The following is a 3,104-nucleotide window of genomic DNA, read 5'->3' on the forward strand; positions in this document are numbered from 1 at the left end:
ACGGGCATTTAGCCTCGAAACCTTAATTTTATTCTGACCCAGAACAGGATCGAGCCATTATCACTTCCTCAAAAGTGGAAATATATGAGGCTAAATAAGAAAATTCCGTTACAATGCAAATGGCTCGGGCTAAGTATTTGCCTGATAAAGTTACCTTACTTATAGTATGAATAGGTGTTTTGAAGACATCGAAAGCTCAAGGACTAATGAGCCAAAGCAGATGCGATCTCTTCTACAACTTTAGCCGCGGCCTGAACCGGGTCAGAGGCCTGGCGGATGGGCCGACCCACAACCAGAAAATCGGCCCCGGATTGAATGGCCTGGGCCGGAGTCATGACGCGCTCCTGGTCGTCCCCTTTTGTCAAAGACCAGGCCGGACGAATACCAGGCGTGACAATAAGCATCTCAGGGCCGACGGCCTGCCGCAACGCAGCCGCCTCATGGCCGGAGCAGACCAGGCCGTCACAGCCGGCCTCCTGGGCATGCCGGGCCCGGAGAAGCACCAGGGCCTGAGGTCGGGTGTATTCCGGGGCCAGGCCAAGCTGCTGCCCTTCGGCGAGGTTGAGGCTGGTAAGAACGGTCACGGCCAGCACCTTTGTCTTCCCGGCCGCTTCCTTGGCCGCCTGAAGCATGGCCAGACCTTCACCGGCGTGAGCCGTGACCAGGTCCACCTCCATGGCCTGAACCGCGGCCATGGCCCCGCGCACCGTATTCGGAATATCGTGAAGCTTCAGGTCAAGAAATATTCCGGTTCGGCCTCCGGTCAGGGCCTTGACCTCATTGACTCCAGCCGGCCCCTCCCTGAAAAAAAGCTCCAGCCCGATCTTGAAGAAGCCGACATGATCCCTGAGCATTTGAACCAGGCGCCGGGCGGATTCCAGGTCAGGCACATCCAGGGGAAAAATAAGACGGTCCTGAGGGTTCAAATCTGTATGGTTCATAGCCTTCTCCTTATTTTATAGAATATCCTTAGGTTTCCAAACGCCTGAATTGTTCCACAAATATACTCAACCTTTTTATCTCTCGGCCTCTTCACGCCGGATCATGAACCAATCAGCTCGACCAGAGTCTGCTCCTTGCTTTCAAGGTCCTCGGCCAACCTAACCAGGGAAGTGCCGCGCCTTAAGTTCTGTTCGGCCAGGGAAGGATACTGATCCCGGTCCCAGGCAAAATAACTTTCTTCGAAAAAATCGGTCAGGTAGCGACGGGCCAGGTCCAGGGCCACGGCGCGTGTGGCGGCAGGCAACTGCGACCATTCTTCCGGGCTGAGGTCGAGCCCGTGCTGCCGATACGAAGAGACAGCCGCCACGAATATATCCTGACTTAAGGCGGTTTGATCTCCAGGACCGCTAATTCCAGCCCAGGAGCGCAAGGCGTCGGCCAGTTCCCAGAGCAGGGTTCCCGGACGGACGATATCCAGGTCAATCAGGCCAGAGACGACCCCATTTTCATCAAAAAGGAAGTTTTCCATCTTGGGATCGCCATGGAGTATGGCTTGAGTGATTGTACTGAATTGAGGCAGCCGCCGGGCCAGAGTCCGGCCTTTCTTCAAAACCGGCGCAGCTCGCTCGAACCTGGGCCGGTGTTCATACCGGGTGAGGACGCTGTCCCACATATGAGGCGAGGCTGGGGCATCCCGGTTGTGATCCGCAGGCGGTAAAGGAGCCAGATGCGGAGGGTCCTCGGCCAGGACCCGGTGGAAGCGGCCCAGGGAACAGGCGGCTTCGGCGCCGGCCTTGACCGAACGTCTCTCGGGCGGCCGCCCGGGCAGAAAGGTCATCAAGCGCCACAGACCGTCTTCTTCAACCCACCAATCACCGTTTCTTGTCCGGACAACTCGCGGAACAGGCACCCCCTTGGCTGCCAGTCGGGCTGTCACAGCGACCATGTTCTGAACAACCGCTCCGTCCTTCCCGAAAACAGGGTGCAGCCGCTGAAGCACAAAGGCCTCCCTCGGTGTTCGAACCAGGAAGGTCAGGTTGACCCTGCCTTGAGGCAGGTGTTTGATATCAATAAGAGAATCCAGCCCATAGGCGGTTTGAGCCACCTTCCGGGCGATTTCTTCCATGTTCATCGTGATCATCGTCGGTGAACCTCAAAAACAACTGAGTCGTCTGCCGAACCTGCTTTCTGATTAATATAGTCATTAGGAATCAATGCCGTCAATAAAAACCGCCTTTCTCGTCAAATGGAATTTTTTTTTGATTTTGAAAAAAATATGGTAATAAAGTGGAGTGGAAAAAGGTTCTGCAATGATCTGGCAGTGCTTTGAAATTACTTAAAGTATTCGAGGGAAACATGAGCAAGGTGCGAGATGTGGACGTGATGGCCCTGGAAATAGGGGGCAAAATAAAAAACTTACGGCTGGAAAAGAATTACACCCTTCAGGACCTGACCGATAAAACCGGTCTGTCCAAGCCTCTTATCTCCCAGATTGAAAACAATCGGGTCGTGCCTCCGGTGGCTACCCTGTTGAAGCTCGCCCGGGCACTCGATGTGGGTCTGGGCTACTTTTTCCAGGACAAAGAGACTAAAGACAGAGTTGTTTTAACCAGGAAATCCGAGCGCAAGACCGTATCCCGCCAGCATCACTACAAGAAGGACGAGGTTGGTTATACTTACTCCTCGCTGGAAGTAAAGAAGGCCCGCAAGCACATGGAGCCCTTCTGGGTGATGTTTGAGGTCACGGAAACCAAGGACATGCGGTTCTTCTCCCACGACGGTGAGGAGTTCGTTTATCTCTTTTCCGGCCGGTTGGAGTTTCGAACCAAGGACCAGGTGCTGGTGCTTGAGCCTGGAGACGCGCTTTACTTTGAATCCGACATCTCTCACGCCTTCCGCGCCCTGAGCCAGGAGCCGGCCCAGGCCCTGATCGTGGTTTATCACCAGGACTAGCCTGGATAATAATATGTTCCGAAGAACCGCAAATGACTTATTTGTTGACTTCAGAGTTGCTGAAGAAAAAGCATCGTGAAATATCGCCTTTATATCGGATGTTCCGTAAGAAGGCCATAAGGCTGTCAGGTTGTAAGTATTTGTAAATAGAGCTATTTTCTTTTCGATTGAAGTTTTCGTTTAGTGTCTACCTTTCCTTTTCTCCTGGG

General features: G+C 53.6%; 3 protein-coding genes. 1 reads left to right on the forward strand and 2 read right to left on the reverse strand.

The genetic code is table 11. The features are described from left to right. Positions 1-203: 203 nt before the first annotated feature. Together pyrF and JRI95_16840 are read right to left on the reverse strand one after the other, a co-directional pair. Complete coding sequence (pyrF, locus tag JRI95_16835; protein MBW2063211.1) at positions 204-941, reverse strand: orotidine-5'-phosphate decarboxylase; 738 nt, start codon at positions 939-941, stop codon at positions 204-206. 101 nt (positions 942-1,042) lie between these two features. Next, entirely contained in the window at positions 1,043-2,083 is a 1,041-nt protein-coding gene (locus tag JRI95_16840) for a phosphotransferase (GenBank protein MBW2063212.1), read from the reverse strand. Positions 2,084-2,298: 215 nt separating this feature from the next. Between JRI95_16840 and JRI95_16845 the strand changes: the two genes are divergently transcribed. Next, entirely contained in the window at positions 2,299-2,895 is a 597-nt protein-coding gene (locus JRI95_16845; GenBank protein ID MBW2063213.1) for a helix-turn-helix domain-containing protein, read from the forward strand. Positions 2,896-3,104 lie beyond the last annotated feature (209 nt).

The sequence above is a fragment of the Deltaproteobacteria bacterium genome, from assembly GCA_019308995.1.
Taxonomy (GTDB): domain Bacteria; phylum Desulfobacterota; class Desulfarculia; order Adiutricales; family JAFDHD01; genus JAFDHD01.